Origin of the sequence: Pseudomonas carassii (genome assembly GCF_036324045.1) — a bacterium.
GTDB lineage: Bacteria > Pseudomonadota > Gammaproteobacteria > Pseudomonadales > Pseudomonadaceae > Aquipseudomonas > Aquipseudomonas peradeniyensis.
This window is the reverse complement of record NZ_JAZDCT010000017.1, coordinates 74424-96043: the sequence shown is the minus strand read 5'-3', so window position 1 is coordinate 96043 and position 21620 is coordinate 74424. Positions and strand designations below refer to the sequence as shown.

The following is a 21620-nucleotide window of genomic DNA, read 5'->3' as shown; positions in this document are numbered from 1 at the left end:
ACAAGGAATACGCGCATGTCCAAGACCCACCTGTTCGACCTCGACGGCAAGATCGCCTTCGTTTCCGGCGCCAGCCGTGGCATCGGCGAAGCCATCGCTCAACTGCTGGCCCAGCAGGGTGCCCATGTGATCGTCTCCAGCCGCAAGCTCGACGGCTGCCAGCAGGTGGCCGAGGCGATCGTCGCCGCCGGCGGCAAGGCCACCGCGGTGGCCTGCCACATCGGCGAGATGGAGCAGATCCAGCAGGTGTTCGCCGGCATCCGCGAACAGTTCGGCCGCCTCGACATCCTGGTCAACAACGCCGCCACCAACCCGCAGTTCTGCAACGTCCTGGACACCGACCTGGGAGCATTCCAGAAGACCGTCGACGTCAACATCCGCGGCTACTTCTTCATGTCGGTGGAAGCCGGCAAGCTGATGCGCGAGCACGGCGGCGGCAGCATCATCAACGTGGCCTCGATCAATGGCGTCTCGCCCGGGCTGTTCCAGGGCATCTACTCGGTGACCAAGGCAGCGGTGATCAACATGACCAAGGTCTTCGCCAAGGAGTGCGCGCAGTTCGGCATCCGCTGCAACGCTCTGCTGCCGGGGCTGACCGACACCAAGTTCGCCTCGGCGCTGGTGAAGAACGACAGCATCCGCAACGCCGCGCTGCAGCAGATCCCGCTCAAGCGCGTGGCCGACCCGAGCGAGATGGCCGGCGCGGTGCTGTATCTGGCCAGCGATGCCTCCAGCTATACCACCGGCACCGCGCTCAATGTCGATGGTGGGTTCCTGTCCTGATCCGGATTCATGCACGCCCTGTGTAGGAGCGGCCTTGTGTCGCGAAAGGGCTGCAAAGCAGCCCCGCGATCTTTGCATCAGCGCTGAAATCCTGGGGCCGCTGCGCGCCCCTTTCGCGACACAAGGCCGCTCCTACAGGGACGGCGCAACCCGCGGATCTATCCCTTGACCGCCTGCAACGTATAGCTCAGCGGCAACCGCCACGGCGCCTCGTTCAGGCGCCACTCGCCGTCATCGCCCAGCGTCATCTGCCCCGGCAGCGCCTCCCAGGGGATGCTCTGGTGCTCTTCCAGGCCGGTAATGCGCAGGCCATTGTTCAGCAACGCGGTGATCACCTCGCCCAGGCCATGGTTCCACTCATGGGTTTCGGTCTGGGTCAGGGCCTGGTCGGTCTCGACGTAGGTCTCGTCGCTGTGCCACACCGTCGGCGCCTCGCGCTCGAAGTACGGGTACTCCAGTTGCAGGCGGTCCTGGTGGTCCTCGTTCACGGCCATCAGCATCGGGTGGCCGTCGCGCAGGAACAGCCGCCCGCCCGGCTTGAGCAAAGCCGCCACGGTCTGCGCCCAGCGCTCGATGCTCGGCAGCCAGCACAGCGCGCCGATGCCGGTGTAGACCAGGTCGAAAGCCCCAGCAGGCAGTACCTGCGCGGCCTGATAGACGTCCGATTCGACATAGGCGATGCCCGCGCCACAGCGCTCGGCCAACTGGCGCGCCTGAGCAAGGGACGCCGCGGAGAAATCCAGGCCGCAGACCTCGGCGCCCAGGCGCGCCAGCGACAGGGTGTCGGTGCCGATATGGCATTGCAGGTGCACCGCGCGCAGGCCGTGGATATCACCCAGGCGCGGCAGGTCGAAGCGCACCACCTCGGACAGGTGCCCGGGCTCGGCGACGAAGCGCTCGACTTCGTAATCCCCGGAGGCGGCGTGTATTGGTGCGCGCTCGTCCCAGCTGGCGCGGTTGAGTTCCAGTGATCGGCTCATAGCGGTGCTTCCCTGTCCTGAGTGAGTCAGGCGCCACGTTAACCGGCCCTGGCCAACCCGGCAACCACCCCGTCAACCAGAAGTTGACGGCTCGGGTATACTGCCCGCTTCGTGCCCGCCCAAGGATCCAGCGCCCATGACCGAAAACAGCTTCGCCTTTCGCCTCAAGGAACTGCTCGAACACCACAAGCTGACCCTGCAGGCCGTGGGCACGGCGCTGGGAATCTCGCGCACGGCGGTGCACAAGTGGACCCGCGGCGGCGAGATCGACTACGACAACCTGCGCCGCCTGGCCGACCTGCTCAAGGTCAACTGGATCTGGCTGCGCTACGGCGAGGAAGCCCTGCACAGCGTGCAGCAGGCCGAGGTGGTCGAGCTACCGATGACCGACGTGCGCCGCCGCTACACCGCCGAAATCATGGAAAGCGAGACACGCATGAAGCTGGCCCAGGAAGGCGCGCGCATCGTCACCTGGGAGTGGAACCTGGTCACCGACGAAGTGACCTACTCGCCCAACGTCGAGGCGGTGTATGGCTGGCCGTTGCGCCGCAACGAGGACTTCTGGGAACACATCCACGCCGATGACGCCCGCCACATGCAGGGCATGTATGCCCAGGCGGTGGCCGACGGCACCGGCTGCGAATGCGATTTTCGCATCACCCGCCCAGACGGTGGCCAGCGCTGGATCGCCTCGCGCGCCACGGTGCTGCGTGACAGCGTCGGGCGCCCGGTGAAGATGGTCGGCATCAGCATGGACAACACCGAGCGCAAGGTGGCCGAAGAAGAACTGCGCCAGAGCGAGGCGCGTTTTCGCACCATCTTCGAACTGGCCTGGGGCGCGCTGGCCTACATCGACCCGGATGGCAGCTGGCAGCGGGTCAACGGCAGCTTCTGCGAGCTGCTGGGCTATCGCGAGGACGAGCTGTACGGCACGACCTTCCAGCAGATCACTCATCCCGACGACCTGCCGGGCAACCTGGCGTTGCTGCAGCGCATGCTGGCCGGCGAGATCGAGCGTTACGAGGTGCAAAAACGCGTGCGCCACAAGAGCGGGCGCTATATCTGGGTACGGGCGCGCACCTCGCTGGAACGGCGCGCCGACGGGCAGCCGGAGCATCTGATCAGCGTGTTCGAGGACATCACCGCCGAGCGCGAGGCACAACCAGGCTAACTAGTCGACCCGCGCCCAGGCATTACAGGCAGGTGGCCGCCGCCGCCCGGCGCTGCAAGGCCACGCCGTCATTCTTCAGCGCGTAATAGTCCACCCGCGTGCCCCCCGCTTGGGCGTAGACATCGACGAACGACTCCGCCTCCCGGGTATAGACCGTGAACCCGCCCTGCTTGCGTGCCTCCAGGTAGCCGCTGGCATCGACCCCGAAGGTCTTCTCTTCCTGCCAGCTGAACTGGATGCACTGGGCGACCAGGTCCGGCGTCTTGTGCGAATCCAGGCGTGCGGTGGGCGAGCCGTTGCGCGCCGCTTCCATGGTCGACGATGCACAGCCTGCCAGCAGCAGCGCCACGGTGATCGGCAGAATTGCTCGCATGTTCCATCCTCGGGACAAAAAAAGAAGCTGACTCTAGCACTGCCGGGCCGGCCGGGGAATCGCTCATGCCGCTCATCGCCGTCGCGATAAAAGTTTGCGCGGCAAAGAACCAAATCGATCGCCACAGGTCACAGGAGGTACCGCGTAAACCGTTGCGGATCAAGGACCTATAACGTGATGAAACGCCTTGCAAGCCTTTCGATGGTCGCCACCCTGCTGCTGCTCGGTGGCTGCTACAGCAACCACTACCACGACGATGACGACGGCTGGCGCGACCGTGACCGCGGCCACCGTCATCACCATCGCCACGACCGTGACGATGACGACCGCCAGTACCGTGACCGCTACTACCGCTGAAGCGTCTTTCAAACCCTGACTCGCCGCCAACCACGCGGCACCCTACCCCTGATGATTCCCCTGAGGTTCATAACATGCGTCTGACTCTGCCTTCCCTCGCCCTCGGCCTGCTGCTCTGCCAGGGCGCCTTCGCCGGTGACGGCACCGCAGCCATTGGCGGCGGCCTGGGCGGCGCCCTGGGCAACGTTGTCGGCAAACAGATCGGCGGCAGCACTGGCGCGGCCATCGGCGCGGGCCTGGGCGGCGCGGCCGGCAGCGCGGTGGGCGCACGCAAGGGCAACCGGGCCGAAGCCGCCATCGGCGGTGGCCTGGGTTCGGCCGGTGGCTCGCTGATCGGCGGCAAGCTCGGCGGTTCCACCGGTTCGACCATCGGCGCAGGCCTGGGCGGCGCGGCGGGCGGCGCGATCGGCAACCACATGGGCGACAACAACCGCAAACACAAGCATCGCCACTGATCCTGCAGGCGATCGCCCAGCCCTGCGAGCGGCTTTACGCTCCCATAGGGCTGGGCAATCCCCGGCAAAACACTGCAGCACGTCAACGACGCATTCGCGTCAAGCTGCCACACTAGGGCCATCGCCTTTCGTGCCCCTGTGTGAAGGAACATCCCCTCCCCATGAACCATGAGCTGCTCTGGGTCCTAGGCCTGCTGGCCGTCGTCGTCGTCCTGTTCATCATCAACCGTCCGCGCATGGACGTGGTCGCCCTGCTGGTGATCCTCGCGCTGCCGCTGTCCGGCATCCTCACCGTCGAGCAGGCCCTGGCCGGTTTCAGCGATCCCAACGTGGTGCTGATCGCCGCGCTGTTCGTGATCGGCGAAGGGCTGGTGCGCACCGGCATCGCCTACCGCATCGGCGAATGGATGAGCGAGCGCGCCGGCAACAGCGAGGCGCGTCTGCTGGTGCTGCTGATGGTGGCGGTGGCCGGCCTGGGCTCGGTGATGAGCTCTACCGGCGTGGTGGCGATCTTCATCCCGGTGGTGCTGAGCATCGCCGCGCGCCTGCAGCTTTCGCCCAGCCGGCTGATGATGCCGCTGAGCTTCGCCGGCCTGATCAGCGGCATGCTCAGCCTGGTGGCGACCCCGCCGAACGTGGTGGTGCACAGCGAGCTGGTGCGCCATGGCGAAAGCGGCTTCGGCTTTTTCAGCTTCACCCCTTTCGGCCTGGTGGTACTGGTGCTGGGCATCGGCTACATGCTGCTGACCCGCCACTGGCTCAACGGCGAGGTGCGCAAGGACGGCCGCGTCGAGAGCCGCCGCACCCTGCTCGACCTGGTGCTGGACTACAAGCTCAGCGGCCGCGAGCGGCGCCTGCGCATCCGCCCCCATTCGCCGCTGATCGGCCACACCCTGGGCGAGCTGGAACTGCGCACTCGCCACGGCGCCAACGTGATCGGCATCGAGCGCCAGCACAAATTCACCACCCGGGTGATCCCCGCCGACTCCGGCACCCTGCTGCAACAGGACGACGTGCTGCTGCTGGACCTTTTCGCCAATCGTGACGACCTGCGCAGCCTGTGCCAGTCGATGCTGCTCGAACCCCTGCACTTCAAGGCGGCCTATTTCATCGACCAGTCCCAGGAAGTGGGCATGGCCGAAATCTCTCTGCCTCCGGGCTCGCAACTGATCGGCAAGACCCTCCTCGAGCTGACGTTCCGCACCCGCTACGACCTCAACGTGGTCGGCCTGCGCCGCGACCAGCAGGCGATCGAAGGGCAACTGGTGGAAGAAAAACTGCGCCTGGGCGACACCCTGCTGGTGGTCGGCCCGTGGAAGGCGGTGCGCCAACTGCAGGGCAAGCCCCGCGACTTCCTGGTACTGAGCCTGCCGGCGGAAATCGACCAGGTCGCCCCGGCCCGCGCCCGCGCGCCCTACGCGCTGATCAGCCTGGCGGTGATGGTCGGGCTGATGGTCAGCGGCCTGGTGCCCAACGTCATCGCCGCCCTGATCGGCTGCCTGCTGATGGGCGCCGGCCGCTGCATCGACATGAACAGCGCCTACCGCGCCATCCACTGGCAGAGCCTGGTGCTGATTGTCGGCATGCTGCCCTTCGCCCTGGCCCTGCAGAAGACCGGCGGCATCGACCTGGCCGTCGGCGCCTTGGTCAGCACCCTCGGCGGCGCCGGGCCGAGCGTGATCCTCGCCTGCCTGTTCGCCCTCACCGCGCTGATCGGTCTGTTCATCTCCAACACCGCGACGGCGGTGCTGATGGCCCCGGTGGCGGTCAGCACCGCGCAGCAGTTGGGCATGTCGCCCTATCCCTTCGCCATGACCGTGGCCCTGGCGGCGTCGGCGGCGTTCATGACACCGGTGTCATCGCCGGTCAACACCCTGGTGCTGGGCCCCGGCCAGTACCAGTTCGCCGACTTCGTCAAGATCGGGGTGCCCTTCACCCTGCTGGTGATGCTGGTCACCGTGCTGATGGTGCCGTGGGTGTTCGGCCTGTAGTCGGCAACACGATCCTGGCGATTTGCGGCGAATTGACATCAATTGGGCAGTTGAAAGACACTCACAGACAATCGTCCCAGGTGCCTACGGCCGTTTTCCTGGATTCCGTCTTCGCTTGTCGGTCGAGCCCATGGTGTCACCAGCCCCGTCGCGCCTGCTGCCCCTGCTGATTCTGTTCGGCCTGACCCTGGCCTTGACCCTGGCCGGCATCCTCGCCCGCCCCATCGAGTCGCTGTCGCTGTTCTGGCCGGTGAACGCGGTGCTCGCCGGGGTGCTGCTGCGCAATCCCCGCCAGGCCAGCCCCTCCGGCTTCGCTGTCATCTACCTGGCCATGGTGGTCGCCGACCTGGCCTGCGGCAGTGCCTGGAAACCGGCCCTGTGGTTCAACCTGTGCAACCTCGGCGCCATCGTCAGCATCTGGTATCTGATGGCCCGCCTGCCACGCGTGCATCGACGCCTGCGCACGCCCCACGGCACCCTGTGCCTGTTCGGCGCCTGCACGGTCGGTGCCATGGTCGCCGCCAGCCTGGCCTGCGTGATGGCCACGCCCTGGTTCGAACAATCGCTGCGCGCCACCTGGCTTGCCTGGTTCAGCGAACAGTTCTCGACCAGCGTGCTGGTTCTGCCCGTGCTGCTCACCGCCCCCTCGCCACGCGCCCTGAGCGGCCACGGCAGCGCCAGCCAGCCGATCCGCCTGGCGCCGCTGCTGGTGCTGCTGGCCTCGCTGGCGGTCAGCATCGTCTTCGGCGGCCCCGGGGCCATCGCCTTCCCGATCGCCGCGCTGCTGTGGTGCGCGCTCAGCTACTCGCCGTTCCTGGTGGCGCTGCTGGCCCTCACCGCCGGCAGCACGCTGATCATCGCCGTGGCGCAGAACCTCATGCACTTCAGCATTCCGCAAAGCGAATCGGGGGTCACCACCCTGATGTCGGCGCGCCTGGGCATCGCCATGCTGGTGCTCGGCCCGCTGGTGCTGGCCTGCGTCAGCAGCGCCAACCGCAGCCTGATGGCGCGCCTGGCCCATCAGGCGACCGTCGACCACCTCACCGGCACCCTCACCCGCAGCGCCTTCACCCGCCGCGCCAACGCCCTGCTGGACAGCCGCCAGCAAGCGCCGCAAACACCGCTGACCCTGATGATGCTCGACATCGATCACTTCAAGACCATCAACGACCGCCACGGCCACGGGGTCGGCGACCAGGTGCTGCGCCAGTTTGCCATGACCCTGCAGGACCAGCTGCACGACGGCGAACTGTTCGCCCGCCTGGGCGGCGAAGAGTTCGTCATCGTCGTGCCGGGGCTGGCGCCGGAGCTGGCCAGGTTCACCGCCGAGCGCCTGCGCCGGGCAGTGCAGGACCTGCGCATCGCGCAACCCGAACAGCCGCTGCGGATCACCGTCAGCATCGGTCTGACCGGCTGCGCCGCCGACACTCCGGCGCCGAGTCTCGACGAACTGCTGGCCAGCGCCGACCAGGCGCTCTACCGGGCCAAGGCCCAGGGCCGCAACCGGGTCGAGCAGGCCGAGGGGCAGCGCCAGGTGGTGTGACTCAGCCGGCCAGCAGGTCCCAGCTCAGCTTGGCGATCAGCACGCACAGCAACACCAGGAACAGACCGCGCACGAACCCGGCACCCTTGCGCACCGCCAGCCAGGTGCCGGTCAGCGCGCCGAGAATGTTGAACAGCGCCATCGGCAGCGCGATGGCCCACAGCACATTGCCCGACGGAATGAAGAACACCAGCGCGGCCAGGTTGGTGGCGATGTTGACCAGCTTGGCCGAAGCCGAGGCATGCAGGAAATCCAGGGCAAAGAAGCGGATGAACAGGAAGATCAGGAAGCTGCCGGTGCCTGGCCCGAACAATCCGTCATAGAAGCCGATGGCGCCGCCGATCAGCACCGCCAGGCACTGTTCCTTGCGGCCGATCACCCTGGGTTTGTGCAAGGTGCCGAAGTCCTTCTTGCAAAAGGTGTAGATGGCCATCAGCACGATCAGCACCAGGACCATCGGCCGCATCACGCTGGCCGGCACCAGCGACACGGTGGCCGCGCCGAAGAACGACATGACAAAGGCGCTCAGCGCCGCCGGCACGATCAGCCCCCAGTCCAGCTTGACCTTGCGGATGAACGAACGCGCCGCAAAGGTGGTGCCGCACACCGAGGCCAACTTGTTGCTGCCCAGCAACGCCGCCGGCTGGGCGTTGGGCAGCACGTTGAACAGCGCCGGGATCTGGATCAACCCGCCGCCTCCCACGGCGGCGTCGATCAGGCCAGCGGCGAAGGCGAACAGCGAAAGCAGGGCGATATCCATCATCTCGGGGGTCCGGGCGGCACAAAACAGGCTGCCAGACTAATCAAAGCGGCGCGCTTGTGTTGAAATGCCATATTGCGAAAACTGCAACAAGGAACCCCGCGATGGCACTGGACATGCTGCGTGAAATACAGGCGTTCGTCAGCGTCGCGCACAAGCGCAGCTTCGTCAGCGCCGCCCGCGCCCTGGGTCGCTCACCCAGCGCGGTAACTCGGGCCGTCCAGACCCTGGAGGATAACTGCGGTGCCAAGCTGTTCAACCGCAGCGCCAGCTCGGTATCCCTTACCGAAGCCGGCGAACGGCTACTGCCTCACGCCGAACGCTTGCTGGATGTGCAACGGGACGCCGCCGACGAACTGGCGGCGCTGACCGGCGACGCCCAGGGCTGGATTCGCTTGGCCGCGCCCGAGGTGCTGGCCCAGCAGATACTGCCGACGGTACTGGCCGAGTTTTCCCGCCGCCACCCCCACGTCACCCTCGACGTGCAGTACAGCGACCAGGCCTTCGACCCGTTGCAGGGCAAGCTGGATTTCGTGATCCGCGGCGCCTTCCCGCAATCCAGCGAGCTGATCGGCTACCCCCTGTGGCGCTACCGCCGCCATCTTTATGCCAGCCCGCAGTACCTGGCACAGGCGGGCACGCCCCAGGCGCTTGAGGACCTGGAGCAGCATGCGCTGATCCTGCATACCGCGCCGCGCATCCTGAAGGCCTGGCATTTCAACAAGGACGGACGCATCGTCAGCCTGCGCCCACGACCACGCCTGCGCCTGGGCTCTGGGGTGGCGGTGCTGCAGAGCACCCTGGCGGGAGCGGGTATCGCCCGGCTGGCGGATTGGCTGGGGGAGCCAGAAGTGCGCGCCGGACGCCTGGTGCGGGTCTGCCCCGACTACCATCTGACATCCAGCACCGGGCAGGACCCACAGATGCATGCCGTGTACCCGGCCGGCGACCTGCCGGCGAAGGTCCGCGAACTGCTGCAGGCCCTGCGCGAGGCCGGCTCGCGGGGTGGGGAACAGCCCTGATCCGAGCTGCTCACTTTCTGCTCAATCTGACAGAGACCTTGAAAACAGTGGCCTGTAGCGCTTTATCCACAGACCTACCCACGATTTTTGTGGACAGTTTCAGCAAGCCTTGAAGGAATTTTTACAAGCGCAGCAAGGCCGCATTGGCCAGCTTGACCAATTCGATCCATTCGCTTGCGCTGATCACACCGGAACGCTCCAACTCTTCGGCACGGCGCAGTGCCTGATCGTAGTCCGCTTCGTGGAGGATGCCCTCACCGAGAAAACGACCGCGCCACTCCAGCATCGCTGCAGTGCCTTTCTTGCATTCCATAGTGTGTATTGTCTCCAAGGCAAGTAAACGGCCCGTGTACCCGGGCCCTGGGATTGGGGGCGCGAGATTACACGAGCGACTTGTACTTGAGAACGACTTGCAGCTACCGCTTGTCTAGACGACTGCGGCCAGGGGGCGGGGTAATACCTGGGGATGTGTCTGGCCCGCCATTGCGCCAGGCGGGCCAGGACAGGAAAATTTTACGGCTCAGCTTGGCGGAATGGTGCCCAGCAGGCCAATCATGATAGTCAGCAGCAGAAAACCACCCAGAAACAGCGCGAGCTTGCCCATCGGAACCTCTACAGTGTGATGACGTAACGGCGGGGCTGGCCGCTGCGGCAGTGCAGCGGGGCAGCCTGCCCAGCGCACACCGGGTTGGAAGGCTGGGCCTGGACGTATTTTCCGGCAGCGGCTGATACGGTTACAGATTCAGGTTCGTGGAAAAAAAGCGGATCAGATGGTGATTCCCCCCATCGCGGGGCGCACACCTTGAGGCCAACGCGATCGACGTGGGAGCGGGCTTGCCCCGCGATGACATCCTCGCCAGCAACACACCTGTGCTACGGTCCGAAGCCCAGACAAGGAGAACTCCCGGAGATGACTGCGCTCGCCAGCAACGCCGCCCTGCTGATCATCGACATGCAGAACGGCATCAACCACCCACGCCTGGGCCGTCGCAACAACCCTGAAGCCGAACAGCGCATCAGCGAACTCCTCGCCGTCTGGCGCGCAAGTCGTCGCCCGGTGATACACGTTCGCCACATCTCCCGTGATCCGGATTCGGTGTTCTGGCCGGGCCAACCCGGTTGCGAGTTCCAGCCCGCCTTCAGCCCGCAGGCCAGCGAAACCGTGTTCGAAAAACACGTGCCCGACGCCTTCTGCAACAGTGGCCTTGAACGCTGGCTGCACCAGCGCGGCATCAGCCAACTGGTCATCGTCGGCGTGATCACCAACAACTCAGTGGAATCGACCGCGCGCTCGGCGGGCAACCTGGGGTTCGATACGCGGGTGGTGGCCGACGCCTGCTACACCTTCGACCAGCACGACCTGCAAGGCCGACTGTGGCCGGCGGAGGACGTCCATACCCTGACCCTGGGCAACCTGGCCATGGACTATGCGCGGATTCTCGACAGCGCGGCAGTGCTGGCCATGGCCTGAGCTCAGTCCTGCAGGCGCAGCTTCGCCAGCGGCACCCAGCCCAGCTCCCCATTGCCTGCCCGACGGCACCAGAGCCAGCCATTCAGGGGCCGCAGGCCCTCCAGCGACTGGCCGGGGTCGACGTCCAGCTCATGGGCCGAATAGGCTTCCACCGCCCTGCCCCGACCGACGCCCAGCCGCTCGATGAGCTGGCCGGGCACCCAGCCCGGTTCCTGACCCTGGCAACTGCACAGGTACCAGTCCTCCCAGTGCTCGTCACCCTCGTAACGCTGGCCGATATCCAGCAACGTGCCTCGGGCGAAGGTGATGGGCGCAGGATACTCACTGCGGTGTGCGGCAATCACGACGTAATTCACAGGCCTCTCCCTGGCTGCGAAAAGCGTCGATGCTAGTCGAAGGCCCTTCAGAGCACCATGATCATTTCGTGCCAGGCCATGCCCCCATGATCGGAGGCCGATGGGCGTACATAGGCGTAGCCCATCTTCTCGTACAGCCCGACATGCCGCTCCTTGCACATCAGGTGAATGGTCGCCTTGCCGCGCTCGCGCATCTGCTCGACGAAGCGCGCCATCAGCCGGCTGGCATGGCCCAGGCCCTGGTACGCAGGGTCGAGCACCACCGACATGATCACCACGTTGGCCGCCAGCGGATCATGCCCGACCAGCTCCTTGAAGGCCTCGTCCGACATCACCACCTGCTCGGCGCAACCGCTGTTGATGAAGCCGATCACCTGGCCATCGGCCTCCAGCACCAGGAAGCCCTCCGGGTACTGGGCGATACGCGTGGCGATCTTCTCCCGGGTGGCGGCCTCGTCGCCTTCGTAGGCGCTGGTCTCGATCTGGTAGCAACGGTCCACGTCGGTTGCCGTGGCCTGGCGGAACATCGGGGTGCTCATGGGAGGATCCGGATAGCGGGAAACAGGGGCGACATGCTAACGGAAGTCGCCGCCCAGCTGTATGCCCGCCACGCCAGTTACACCGAACGGGTGATGCCGCCATCGACCCGCAGGTTCTGCCCGGTGATGTAGCCCGCGCCCTCGGAGGCCAGGAAGGCGACAGTGGCCGCAATTTCCTCGGCCTTGCCGTACCGCTCCATGGGAATCCGGCTACGGAACTCCTCTTTCTCCGGCAAGCTGTCGATAAAGCCCGGCAGCACGTTGTTCATGCGGATGTTCTCGGCCGCGTAACGGTCGGCGAACAGCTTGGTGAAGGCCGCGAGCCCGGCACGGAACACCCCGGAGGTGGGGAACGCAGGATCCGGTTCGAAGGTGGCGAAGGTCGAGATGTTAATGATGGCGCCGCCGCCCTGGCGCTGCATGATCGGCGTCACCAGGCGGGTCGGGCGCACCACGTTGAGGAAGTACACCTCCATGCCACGGTGCCAGTCGTCGTCGCTCAGCTCGAGAACCGGCGCACGCGGGCCATGGCCTGCGCTGTTGACCAGCACATCGACCCGCCTCCATTGCTGCATCACGGTATCCACCAGACGCTGCAGGTCTTCTACCGACTGGTTGGAGCCGGTCACGCCGATGCCGCCCAGCTCGGCCGCCAGCGCCTCGCCCTTGCCGGACGACGACAAAATGGCCACCCTGAAGCCATCGGCGGCCAGCCGCCGCGCGGCCTCGGCACCCATGCCACTGCCACCTGCGGTAATAATTGCGACTTTCTGCGAAGACATACGCTGCTCCTTCGGGGAGTTGATCAAGTAGGCCCATGAAGCCAGAATCCGGCTGACCGCACCAATCACAAATACTGGCAGCAGCCTGCAGGAAATCTACTGGATGAGCGCGCCCAAGCGACGCAACGCCCCCGCCATCGTCAACCACCTGGTGGCCTTCGAGGCCGCCGCCCGCCTGGGCAGCTTCCGCGCCGCCGCCGACGAACTGCACGTCACCCCCGGCGCCGTCGCCCAGCAGGTGCGCACCCTCGAGGACAAGCTCGGCCGCCCACTGTTCGAGCGCCTGCCCCGGGGGCTGCGGCCCAACCGGGACGGCGCCGACTACCTGACCCGCGTGCGCCTGGCGCTGGACATCATCGAGGACGCCACCGGCGAACTGCTGGAGCGCGACAGCCAGCGCGATCCCCGGCAGATCCTGCTCAGCACCACTCCCGCCTTCGCCAGCCGCTGGCTGATCCCGCGCCTGGGCCTGCTGGCCCAGGCCCACCCGCAGGTGGCGCTGATGATCGACGCCTCCGACAGTACCCGCCCTCTGAACGGCAAGGGCGCCGTCGACCTGGCCGTGCGCTGGGGAGCGCCGCCCTTCGCCGACGCCTACGCCCTGCCCCTGCTGCCCGGCGTGGCGGTGCCGGTGTGTGCGCCGGCACTGCGCGGCGAGCGCCCTTGGCGGCAAGCCGGGGATCTGGCGCAGCAGCCGCTGATCTCCGACAGCCACAACAACTGGAAGCGCTGGTTCGATCACTACGCGCTGCCCGGCGTGCGCTTCAACGGCCCAGTGTTCTCCCAGACCATCCTCGCCATCGAGGCCGCCGAGCAAGGTATGGGCATCGCCCTGGTGCCCCGCCTGCTGGTGGAAAATGCCCTCAAGGCCGGCACCTTGGTGCTGGCCCTGGAGGGCCATGAGCTGCACAGCAATGCCGGCTTCCACCTGCTCGCCGGGCATGCTCCGCAGGCAGGCTCAGCCGCCGAGCAGGTGGTGCGCTGGTTGCAGGCCCAGGCGAACGATGAAACCCAAGAACGCCCAAATCACAACGTTCTGATTTAGCGGGCTAGCGAGGTCTGCGTGGGAGCGGGCTTGCCCCGCGATCACCGGCATGGCCGGTGCCATCCACTGCATCGCGGGGCAAGCCCGCTCCCACGCCGATAGCTGAAACTGCTCACGAAGCCCTGCCCTTTTGTAGCTTTCTGTGTACCAACCGCCTCCCGATACACACAAACGTCCACCCCACCACCACCCGACACACCCCGGACACAGCCACCTCCTTAACTACACGCCATCCAGCCCACACCGATGGCCCGCCAAGGAGATGCACCATGTTCGCCACCGCCAACCGCCTCAACCGCTCAGCCCTGCTCGCCTGCACCCTGCTGCCCCTGGCCCTGCTGACCGCCACCCCCGGCCAGGCCGAGGAAACCAGCTCGCCTGCCGCAACCCGCCAGTCCACCCCCTTCGGCCCGCTCAAGCATGTCCAGGCAGGCGTACTGGACGTCGCCTACGTGGAACAAGGCCCCGCCGACGGCCCGGTAGTGATCCTCCTGCACGGCTGGCCGTACGACATCCACAGCTACGAGCAGGTGGCGCCACAACTGGCCGCCCAAGGCTACCGGGTGCTGGTGCCCTACGCCCGCGGCTACGGCGACACCCGCTTCCTCTCCGCGAACTCCCCGCGCAACGCCCAGCCCGCCGCCCTGGCCAGTGACGTCATCGCCTTCATGGACGCCCTGCAGATCAAGCGCGCCGTACTCGGCGGCTTCGACTGGGGCGCGCGCACCGCCGATATCGTCTCGGCCCTGTGGCCCGAGCGGGTCAAGGCGCTGGTGTCGGTCAGCGGCTACCTGATCAGCAGCCAGGAAGCCGCCAAGGCCCCGCTGCGGCCCAGCGCCGAACTGCAGTGGTGGTACCAGTACTACTTCGCCACCGAGCGCGGCCGTGCCGGCTACGACAGCAACCGCCACGCCTTCGCCCGGCTGATCTGGCAGACCGCCTCGCCACAGTGGGCCTTCGACGACGCCACTTTCGAGCGCAGCGCCAAGGCCCTGGACAACCCCGACCAGGTCGCCATCACCGTGCACAACTACCGCTGGCGGCTCGGCCTGGCCCAGGGCGAGACCCGCTACGACCCGCTGGAGGCGAAGCTGGCCACCTTCCCCGCCATCGGCGTGCCCACCATCGCCCTCGAAGGCGATGCCAACGGCGCGCCGCATCCACCGGCCGAGGCCTACGCCAAGCGCTTCACCGGCAAGTACGCCTACCGCCTGGTGAGCGGCGGCGTCGGCCACAACCTGCCGCAGGAGGCGCCCGAGGCGTTCGTCAAGGCGGTGGTGGATGCGGATCATCTTTAAGGGCAATTGCAACATATCGTTTCAGTGGTGCGTGCCGGGTGCCAGGATGCACGGATTGTCTCTGCAACCCGTCTGTTCCATGGCAGGCCTTGTACTCCGGGGCCTGCCGCAAAATGAGCCGAAGCATGCCGAAACATTCATCCCAGCCATCCTGTAAGACGCCTCTTTTATCGCTGTAGGACGTTTCTACGGGTTTGTGAGCCGGTGTATGAATAATCAGTATTGGCGGGGGAATTGACCTGATACCGTCGAGGCTTTCCTACAACGGCAGGGATGCCCACGGCCAGTGAGAACAACATGGACAACTACGACAGCTCGGCGCTTGGACTGCAGAAATGCCTGCTGAACCTGCGCCGGGATCATGCACGGATGAAGGCGTCGGGAGAGCTGGAAAGAGCGGCGATACTGGCGCAAGTGATCGGGCGGATGGAGCAGGGATTGAAGGAAGCTTCCCAAGGGAGGAAGCCCAAGACCCTGCAGTGAAGTGATGCCAAGTAGATGGCGATGGATTTGTGGCTCGTCCTCATGAGCCGCCGCAGGCCCATCGCCCAGCCCACCCGTGATGAGCCCACGACTCTTTCATCCTCACCCTCAGCATGACCGCCTCATGCTCGACCCTGCCCCCATCCCGCGCCCGATTTCAGGGCAATTTTCTAACCGTAAGGTCAACTAAAACCCCGAATTCAGCTTTAATTTCCAAGACCTCTGGCAGGTTGGTACAGAGTATGCAAACGTTTGCTCAAAACAATTAAGCGAACAATCGCCACATCTGTCGCTCACCCCAGCCTCTTGGGGCTAACACCGCATGAACAAGGACTTTCAATGCGTCAACCTGCTTCCCTCCGCACAGCGGCTCGCTCCCCCCTGGCTGTCTCCCTGCTACTGGGCGCTGTTACGGGACTACTCAGCGTCACCACCCACGCCCAGGACACCGCCCCCAACGAGTCGGCCCAGGGCGAGGCCCTGAGCCCCGCCGCCGCGCCCGCCAAATCCGGCCCCTACCTGTCGGACTGGTACAACCAGAACTTCACCCTGATCGGCACCAAGGACATCAGTTTCGGCCCCCGCCCTGTCGACGATATCTACCTCGAATACGAGTACTTCGGCCGCAAGGGGCCGTTCGAGCTGTACGGCTACATCGACATCCCGAAGATCCTCGACATCGGCAACAGCCATGACAAAGGCGCGTGGGATCACGGCTCACCGCTGTTCATGGAACACGAGCCGCGGATCTCCATCGACTACCTGGCCGGACGCAGCCTGGCGGTCGGCCCGTTCAAGGAGTGGTACGTAGCCTTCGACTGGATCTACGACCACGGCAGCAACAGCGCCAACCGCGCCAACACCCTGTACAGCGGCCTGGGCACCGACATCGACACCCATTCGCGGGTCAACCTGTCGGCCAACTTCTACGGCCGCTACCAGTGGGAAAACTATGGTGCCAGTAACGAGTACTCCTGGGACGGCTACCGGGCCCAGCTCAAGTACATCGTGCCCCTCGGCAAGTTCGACAACGGCGCCTCGCTGACCTATATCGGCTTCACCAACTTCGATTTCGGCTCAGACCTGCACAAGGACAACCCCAACCGCACGGCCAATGCCACGGTATCCACCAACGTGTTGCTGTACGCCTTCACCCACCTGCGCTTCACCCTGGTGGGCCGCCATTTCCACAATGGCGGCAACTGGCAGGACGGCAGCCAGCTGAATTTCGGCGACGGCGATTTCCGCGGTCGGTCCAATGGTTGGGGGTATTACGCCGGGGTCGGCTACCAGTTCTGATCACTTGCGCCATGGAGGCTCGCATGCACCCGATGCACCGTCTTTCCCTCGCCGTGGGCCTGACCTGCGGCATCCTGCTCACCTCGCTGGCCCAGGCCGGCGAGACGGCTGCGCCGCCGATCAAGCCCAAGGTGATGTTGATCACCATGTTCGCCCCCGAGGCCCAGCACTGGATCGAGCGCCTGGAGCTGAAGCAGGAGGTGCGTGTGCCGGGCCTGTCGGCGGAGTATCCGCTGATCCGTTGCAACAGCCAGGACGTCTGCCTGCTGGTCACCGGCATGGGCCAAACCAACGCTGCGGCCTCGACCCTGGCACTGACGCTGTCGCCGAAGTTCGACCTGCGCAAGAGCTACTTCCTGGTCGCGGGGATTGCCGGGATCAATCCGAAATACGGAACCCTCGGCACCACCGCCTGGGCCCATTACCTGGTGGAGTTCGGCACCCAGTGGGAGCTGGACTCGCGAGATGCGCCCAAGGACTGGCCGACGGGCTACCTGGGGATCAACACCAAGGGGCCGAACGAGAAACCGCCGCTGGATTACAAGACCGAGGTCTTCGAGCTCAATCCGAAGCTTCAGGCCAAGGCCTATGCCCTGTCGCGCGGAGCGAGCCTGAGCGAAAGCAAGGAATCGGCGGCCTGGCGTCTCAAATATCCGATGGCGCCGGCCAACCAGCCGCCGGTCGTGACGCGGTGTGACACCGTGGCAGGCAACACCTGGTTTTCCGGGACGCGCTTGAGCGAGCGGGCCGAGGTCTGGACTCGGCTGCTGACGGATAACAAGGGGGCGTACTGCACTACCCAGCAGGAGGATAACTCCACCTATGAAGCGTTGCTGCGGGCCAGTCGTGAAGGGTTGGTGGATGTGCAGCGGGTGGCGGTGGTGCGGGCGGGCTCTGACTTCGACCGGCCTGAGCCTGGGGGCAGCGAAGTTGAGAATCTGCTCAAGTATGCCGACCAGGGCGGTTTTGTTCCGGCGCTGGAGAATCTCTATCGGACCGCCAATCCACTGGTACAGGAGATCCTGAAGAACTGGGCGACTTGGGAAAAAGGGGTCCCGGAAGATTGAGCGCATGCCCCACTCGATATCCAATCAGCAGCGGCTAACGCAAACCAAACAATTGAAACATTTGCACCTCATACTGGCTTATCAGCCGTGACTCCGAACTTGCTCTTGAGCCGCTCGCCACATCATTTACATTCAAGACTTTGAGCTGCGTCAGTAAACGTCAGGAGAAAGTATTCTCATTAGCAAATAGGCAAGATCATTCTTTTATTGCCGCGGGAACTTCCGCACATGCACGAATTGCTACATGAGCAGAATAGTACCGGGGAGCAACATCAACGGAGGAACAACAATGCTGGCTTACCTGAACGGGGTGCAGGGAAGGGCTGAAGGGGCGTCGACGACGCTTAGACCGCGAGCACCGCAGTGAGTCCGCTCCCCGCGCCCTGCCAGATGACCGCCCGACGAGCTCCGCCAGAGACCCTGACGACTCCAGCACCATGGCCCATGACGAACGGCTGCATGCTGACGTAATGAATGTGACATCATTCCGAGCCCGTGCTGGATTACGTAAGCTCTGTTCCTGATTCTCTGTTCTGCCCCGATGGTGCTGCTACCGCAGCAGCCCTCGAACTAGCCGCCGTTACCCCCTCAATCCTCAACTACAATCAAAGGGGCCAACTGATGATGGAGTGTTCAAAAATGGGACAACCTAACGGATGAAAATTTTCAATAACAATACCAAGAAAGCAGCACTGATCTTGGTTGGACCGCTTGGATGCTATACGGCTTACCAGATTTTGTTCATCGGTCGTTATCTTGACGCCGAAAAATATCCGCTCCTGACTTCCACCTATTTGAATGGTGGTGCATTCATCGACATCGTTTGCGCACTCGTCGTCGCCTTCCTGGGCTATCGGGTATCTCGACGCGCCGGCCTGCTCGACGATTTCCAACCCACCCGTGAACGCTTGTCAACGCTGGTGCTCTTGCTTATTACAACTGGCACCCTTGGCCTCTTGGCACTGAACATCTACAGCTCATTGGGAACACTCTCCCTCCACTACGTAGTCGAGAACTACCCGCTGTACAGTTACAAAGCCACTGACGGTGGAGCCTGGATGGTCCTCGCCATGTATTCGGCCTTGTTTCTTCAGTTGATGGATATGTACTTTGGCGGTGTGGCCAAGAAAAACGGCACCTTCCTCTTGTTGGGCCTGCTGATCGTGTCATTCAGCGGTGGGCGCGGGATCCTGATCCTGTTCGCGCTCATGTTCATTGTCATGCTGATGTTTCAGCGGGTGGGCTTCTGGAAATTCCTGATCGCAGCCACACTCGCCGTCGCCTCCATGGGGGCATCCTTCCTCGCCGTTACCGAGATGCGTGCACCGGACACCCCCACCGAGTCGGTAACCCATGCAGGGAAGCCTGCAAACGAACCTAAGCTTTCCCGCGAAAAAGTTGCGCCCACGGAAAGCTTCGAAGACCTGAACTATAACGCCGCCTTCATCTCGGAGGACGTCCTCAGGGTTATCAGGAATCACGAAGTCAAACCCAGGGCGTATGCCCTCGAAGATGCGATGACGCTTTTCGTCCCTCGCCAACTGATGCCGGGCAAGCCTGTATCCACGGCTGAAACCCGGGAAGTCTATCCCCACGTTGCTAAACGGGGCACGAACATCACCTTCCCGCTCAAGGCAAATGTGCTTATGCATTTGGGGGAATGGGCGTTCTATGCAGACTGGATCGTTGTGGCGCTCGTCCAGACACTCATGATCTTCGGTATCGCCAGGCGGACCCGCGCGCCTGGCCTTGTCGGCTTCACCATGCTGTTCTGTGGCCTTGGATTCATGCTGGTGGCCAGAGGGGGCATCTTCAATGCGCGCCTGCTGGTCATCATGTCATGCGTTCTGGTCGCGTACGCCGGCTACCGCACCTTGCTGAGCTTTCAGGCGGGCCTGTACTTAAACAGGCACCTACGTCCAACCAGTCCCAGCCAGCAAGCCTGCTGAATCAGCCACCGGCTTGAGCCCAGGGGCAGTTGTGGACAACTGCCCCTGATCAACCCGGACAAGAAACCGCCGGATGATGGGTTCTACCCACAGACACTGATCAGTTTGGTTGAATGCCTTTGATCAACTGAAGGCGCATTGGATAGCCCTGGCCAGGCTGAACGACAGTCTCGGTTTCAACGGTCTGCACGACTTTTCCCTCGGCATCCTTCGTGACAGCAATGGTCTTACTGTAGGAGCTTTGGACAACGCAGCCGCTCAAAGCAGCGCTAGTCGCAATAATTGCCAGAAAAAGCATTGGTTTCATGTTGAGCTTCAATCCTTGGAAATGGGCGGCGCGCAATGTAGCAACATGCCATCACCAAAGGAAGTCTGCAGATCAACTGAGCTTGTTCACCGATCCTGCGTGATGCACATCAGTGCCTTATTGTTTTCTGGTCGACTCGGGCATGATGCCGCCCATGAGAAAAACGGCTGCTGGCCCTATCAGCCAATCCACCGTCGCCCCTGGACTGACTGCTGGAATCAAAAAATACGCGACTAACAGACCTACGCCTGCCCAGATACGTCGAGGTGGCGTGAGCCACTCTCGGACCCTTTCCAACCTTTTGCCCATTGGCACTCACTCTCCTTGTTGGCCTGCGGTGAAGCGGATCGCCTGCTGTACTGCGAGACACCAGCGAATCCAAATGGCTAGACACTGCTACCTGGCGACAACTCAAGCCTGAGCCACTCTAGGTACTCGAGAATCTCGGCATCATTACGCTTGCAGTACGACCATTTTTGCTGCTTTGAAACCGAGATGAACCTCGCCTGCTTGAGAATCTCAAGGTGACGGCTCGCTGTTGGCTGGGCAATACCCAGCGCACTCGCGATAAGAGTCATGCAGACGCCGAACTCGACGGGGTCTGCCGACCATTGTTCAGCGAAGTGGTCACGAGGTGCTGCGAGCAAGCGAAGTATCGCCATGCGGACCTCACTGCTCATCGCTTTCATCTGTATTGATCTGTCCATGCCTGCATCATATAGTCATTTAGCTAAATGACAATGTGAGGTGAGCCCATGTTGGATCTACCCTACGCATCGAGCATCGAAGGCAACACCGTCAGATGGGGGAAAATGGGGACCGGCGCGCCGCTGGTTGCCATCCATGGCACCCCCTTCTCTTCGCAGGTATGGAGGCGCGTCATACCTCATCTCGCTGACCGCAGAACCGTGTATTACTTCGACCTGGTTGGCTATGGCCTGTCTGAAATGAGAGAGGGCCAGGACGTTTCATTGGCGATCCAGAACAACGTCTTGGCTTCGCTTTTCGAGGAATGGGGCATCGAGCGCCCTGATGTCCTGGCCCATGACTTTGGAGGCGCGACAGCGCTGCGCGCGTACTACCTTAACGGCCTGCGCTATGCGTCACTCACCATTTTTGATGCGGTCGCCCTGGCACCCTGGGGCTCTCCTTTCGTTCAGCATGTCCGTCAATATGAGGCCGCCTTTTCCGGGATGCCCGACTACATGCACCGAGCGCTGCTGGCAGCCTATCTGCAAACCGCTGCGGCCAACCCCCTCAGTGACGAAGCCCTGCAAGCGTACAGCGCTCCATGGCTGGGGCCGATTGGCCAGGCGGCCTTCTACAGGCAGATCGCACAGATGAATCAGCGCTACACCGACGAAATCGAGCCGCTTTACGGGAAGCTGGACTGCCCCGTATCGGTACTTTGGGGCTCGGAGGACGCCTGGATTCCCTATCCCCAAGGGGAGCGTCTTGCTGGGCTTATCTCCCGACAGCCCTGCGTCCGAGTAGAGAATTCAGGCCACCTGATGCAGGAAGACAGGCCGGAAGCGATTGTGGCGGCGGTGTTGAAGCAGCTTGGCCCCTGAGGCAGGTTCGCTGACCAG

General features: G+C 63.9%; 24 protein-coding genes. 15 read left to right on the top strand and 9 right to left on the bottom strand.

The features are described from left to right. Positions 1–15 precede the first annotated feature (15 nt). Positions 16–783 (top strand): SDR family oxidoreductase, encoded by a 768-nt coding sequence (locus tag V0R62_RS14650; RefSeq protein ID WP_330104240.1) that lies wholly within the window; start codon positions 16–18, stop codon positions 781–783. Positions 784–941: 158 nt separating this feature from the next. On the opposite strand, the gene V0R62_RS14645 is transcribed toward V0R62_RS14650, so the two are convergent. Further along, on the bottom strand, positions 942–1763 hold the full coding sequence (locus tag V0R62_RS14645; protein ID WP_330104239.1) for a class I SAM-dependent methyltransferase: 822 nt from the start codon (positions 1761–1763) through the stop codon (positions 942–944). Positions 1764–1899: 136 nt separating this feature from the next. Here V0R62_RS14645 and V0R62_RS14640 point away from each other — a divergent pair, with 136 nt between their 5' ends. Beyond that, positions 1900–2934, top strand: coding sequence for a PAS domain-containing protein (locus V0R62_RS14640; RefSeq protein WP_330104238.1), 1035 nt, complete (start codon positions 1900–1902; stop codon positions 2932–2934). Between the two features lie 22 nt (positions 2935–2956). On the opposite strand, the gene V0R62_RS14635 is transcribed toward V0R62_RS14640, so the two are convergent. Then, positions 2957–3307, bottom strand: a complete 351-nt coding sequence (locus tag V0R62_RS14635; protein WP_330104237.1) for a hypothetical protein — start codon at positions 3305–3307, stop codon at positions 2957–2959. A 177-nt stretch (positions 3308–3484) separates the two neighbouring features. Here V0R62_RS14635 and V0R62_RS14630 point away from each other — a divergent pair, with 177 nt between their 5' ends. The 4 genes from V0R62_RS14630 (at position 3485) to V0R62_RS14615 (ending at position 7653) form a co-directional block, all read left to right on the top strand. Further along, complete coding sequence (locus tag V0R62_RS14630) at positions 3485–3664, top strand: hypothetical protein (protein WP_046855050.1); 180 nt, start codon at positions 3485–3487, stop codon at positions 3662–3664. Positions 3665–3738: 74 nt separating this feature from the next. Beyond that, complete coding sequence (locus tag V0R62_RS14625) at positions 3739–4119, top strand: glycine zipper domain-containing protein (protein WP_186733682.1); 381 nt, start codon at positions 3739–3741, stop codon at positions 4117–4119. A gap of 161 nt (positions 4120–4280) precedes the next feature. Further along, positions 4281–6110, top strand: a complete 1830-nt coding sequence (locus tag V0R62_RS14620; protein ID WP_330104236.1) for an SLC13 family permease — start codon at positions 4281–4283, stop codon at positions 6108–6110. A gap of 115 nt (positions 6111–6225) precedes the next feature. Beyond that, entirely contained in the window at positions 6226–7653 is a 1428-nt protein-coding gene (locus V0R62_RS14615; RefSeq protein WP_330104235.1) for a GGDEF domain-containing protein, read from the top strand. Between the two features lies 1 nt (position 7654). Here V0R62_RS14615 and V0R62_RS14610 read toward each other — a convergent pair whose 3' ends face one another. Then, complete coding sequence (locus V0R62_RS14610; RefSeq protein WP_330104234.1) at positions 7655–8416, bottom strand: sulfite exporter TauE/SafE family protein; 762 nt, start codon at positions 8414–8416, stop codon at positions 7655–7657. Positions 8417–8517: 101 nt separating this feature from the next. Between V0R62_RS14610 and V0R62_RS14605 the strand changes: the two genes are divergently transcribed. After that, complete coding sequence (locus V0R62_RS14605) at positions 8518–9435, top strand: LysR family transcriptional regulator (RefSeq protein ID WP_330104233.1); 918 nt, start codon at positions 8518–8520, stop codon at positions 9433–9435. Positions 9436–9556: 121 nt separating this feature from the next. On the opposite strand, the gene V0R62_RS14600 is transcribed toward V0R62_RS14605, so the two are convergent. Then, a complete protein-coding gene (locus V0R62_RS14600; protein ID WP_028691846.1) occupies positions 9557–9748 on the bottom strand; it encodes a hypothetical protein in 192 nt (63 codons plus the stop codon). 597 nt (positions 9749–10345) lie between these two features. Here V0R62_RS14600 and V0R62_RS14595 point away from each other — a divergent pair. Beyond that, complete coding sequence (locus tag V0R62_RS14595) at positions 10346–10906, top strand: cysteine hydrolase family protein (RefSeq protein ID WP_330104232.1); 561 nt, start codon at positions 10346–10348, stop codon at positions 10904–10906. A gap of 2 nt (positions 10907–10908) precedes the next feature. Here V0R62_RS14595 and V0R62_RS14590 read toward each other — a convergent pair whose 3' ends face one another. From V0R62_RS14590 to V0R62_RS14580, 3 genes are all read right to left on the bottom strand, one after another. Further along, positions 10909–11262: an SH3 domain-containing protein gene (locus V0R62_RS14590; RefSeq protein WP_186715179.1), complete on the bottom strand. Its 354-nt coding sequence runs from the start codon at positions 11260–11262 to the stop codon at positions 10909–10911. A gap of 47 nt (positions 11263–11309) precedes the next feature. Next, positions 11310–11801 (bottom strand): GNAT family N-acetyltransferase, encoded by a 492-nt coding sequence (locus tag V0R62_RS14585; RefSeq protein WP_330104231.1) that lies wholly within the window; start codon positions 11799–11801, stop codon positions 11310–11312. A 77-nt stretch (positions 11802–11878) separates the two neighbouring features. Further along, positions 11879–12583, bottom strand: a complete 705-nt coding sequence (locus V0R62_RS14580) for an SDR family oxidoreductase (RefSeq protein WP_330104230.1) — start codon at positions 12581–12583, stop codon at positions 11879–11881. 103 nt (positions 12584–12686) lie between these two features. Between V0R62_RS14580 and V0R62_RS14575 the strand changes: the two genes are divergently transcribed. From V0R62_RS14575 to V0R62_RS14550, 6 genes are all read left to right on the top strand, one after another. Further along, positions 12687–13628 (top strand): LysR substrate-binding domain-containing protein, encoded by a 942-nt coding sequence (locus V0R62_RS14575; RefSeq protein WP_330104229.1) that lies wholly within the window; start codon positions 12687–12689, stop codon positions 13626–13628. 269 nt (positions 13629–13897) lie between these two features. Then, positions 13898–14926, top strand: coding sequence for an alpha/beta fold hydrolase (locus V0R62_RS14570; protein ID WP_330104228.1), 1029 nt, complete (start codon positions 13898–13900; stop codon positions 14924–14926). A 297-nt stretch (positions 14927–15223) separates the two neighbouring features. Further along, entirely contained in the window at positions 15224–15409 is a 186-nt protein-coding gene (locus V0R62_RS14565; RefSeq protein ID WP_330104227.1) for a hypothetical protein, read from the top strand. A gap of 339 nt (positions 15410–15748) precedes the next feature. Beyond that, positions 15749–16708 carry a nucleoside-specific channel-forming protein Tsx gene (locus V0R62_RS14560; protein ID WP_330104226.1) on the top strand — a complete coding sequence of 320 codons (960 nt, stop codon included), beginning with the start codon at positions 15749–15751 and terminating at the stop codon, positions 16706–16708. A gap of 23 nt (positions 16709–16731) precedes the next feature. Then, complete coding sequence (locus V0R62_RS14555; RefSeq protein ID WP_330104225.1) at positions 16732–17775, top strand: purine-nucleoside phosphorylase; 1044 nt, start codon at positions 16732–16734, stop codon at positions 17773–17775. 656 nt (positions 17776–18431) lie between these two features. Next, on the top strand, positions 18432–19724 hold the full coding sequence (locus tag V0R62_RS14550; RefSeq protein WP_330104224.1) for a hypothetical protein: 1293 nt from the start codon (positions 18432–18434) through the stop codon (positions 19722–19724). 100 nt (positions 19725–19824) lie between these two features. Here V0R62_RS14550 and V0R62_RS14545 read toward each other — a convergent pair whose 3' ends face one another. After that, the gene (locus V0R62_RS14545) at positions 19825–20022 is read right to left on the bottom strand and encodes a hypothetical protein (RefSeq protein WP_408005688.1); all 198 of its coding nucleotides are present in this window, start codon (positions 20020–20022) and stop codon (positions 19825–19827) included. A 395-nt stretch (positions 20023–20417) separates the two neighbouring features. Next, positions 20418–20720, bottom strand: coding sequence for an ArsR/SmtB family transcription factor (locus tag V0R62_RS14540; protein ID WP_330104222.1), 303 nt, complete (start codon positions 20718–20720; stop codon positions 20418–20420). A gap of 66 nt (positions 20721–20786) precedes the next feature. Between V0R62_RS14540 and V0R62_RS14535 the strand changes: the two genes are divergently transcribed. Next, entirely contained in the window at positions 20787–21602 is an 816-nt protein-coding gene (locus tag V0R62_RS14535) for an alpha/beta fold hydrolase (RefSeq protein ID WP_330104221.1), read from the top strand. Positions 21603–21620: the final 18 nt, after the last annotated feature.